1 pseudogene is annotated in these 1116 nt (G+C 72.0%); it reads left to right on the top strand.

Features of this window, described 5'->3' with window-relative positions:
- Window positions 1-213: 213 nt before the first annotated feature.
- Window positions 214-1116 (top strand): annotated as a pseudogene (locus tag A5634_RS28560) (hypothetical protein); the annotation flags it as partial.

The following is a 1116-nucleotide window of genomic DNA, read 5'->3' as shown; positions in this document are numbered from 1 at the left end:
GGTGGTCCCACGTCGTCGCCCGATGGCTCGGCGTTCTCAGGCGGCGGGCCAGGTGGTGGCCCGACGTCGTCCCCCGACATGCCCGGGTTGGGCGCCACGATGGCACAGCCGTCGTTAGGTGGCGGGCCCGGCGGCGGTCCTACCTCGTCCGTCGACGCGACGATGGCCAATCAGGGCCTGGCGCATCACGCGCATGCCCATCAGGGGCTGGTCGGCGACGCGACGATGGCCTCGCAGGTGCCGCCGGACGCGACCGCGTTCGTCCCCTCCGGTGACCTCGGCCAACCCGGCACCGGAGACGACCAACTGGCGTATTCGCAGGCCAGTGAGTACGACATCCTGCCGGTCGACACCGACGGCCTGGGGGAGTACGGCGACGAGTTCGACGACGAGTACGGCGAAGAGTTCGACGAAGACGTCGACGCGGCCGGTGCGGGTCGTCCCGGGTTGCGGCGGTTGCTGATCAGCAACGCCGTCATCGGATTCGCGGTCATGGGCTTCGCGTCGCTGGCCGTCGCGGTGGCCGTCACCATCCGACCGGCCGCAGCTTCGCAGCCGGTCGAAGGACATCAGAACGCCCAGCCGGGCAAGTTCATGCCGCTATTGCCGACCGAGCAGCAGGCACCGGTCCCGCCGCCGCCGGCGGATCTGCCCACCGCTGGGTTCCAGGGCGGCACCATCCCCGCTGTCCAGAATGTGCCGCGGCCCGCGGCGCCCGCCCCGGTTCCCGTGCCGGCCGCTCCGGTGCCCGTTCCGGCGCCGATACCGGTGCCGGTTCCGGTGCCCCTGCCGTATCCGGGGTGGGTCCCGGGGATGCCGACGTGGCCGACCTACACCCCGCCGAGCTATACGACGCCGACCACAGCACCGACCACGACACCACCGACGACGACGTATACGACGCCACCAACTACCACGGCGCCCACCACGACGGCGCCGACCACAACCGCTCCAACGACTACGGCACCTACGACGGCACCAACGACGACGGCACCAACGACGGCACCCACCACTCCGGCGACCACCCAAGCGCCGAGAACGACCACGGTTCCGCCGACGACAGCGGCGCCGCCGCCTACCACGGTCGCGCCGCCGCCCACCACGGCCGCCCCGCCG

It is taken from the genome of Mycobacterium asiaticum (genome assembly GCF_001673365.1).
GTDB classification, from domain to species: Bacteria; Actinomycetota; Actinomycetes; order Mycobacteriales; family Mycobacteriaceae; genus Mycobacterium; species Mycobacterium asiaticum_A.
The sequence above is the reverse complement of the archived record's forward strand: the minus strand, read 5'-3'. Positions and strand labels throughout refer to the sequence as shown.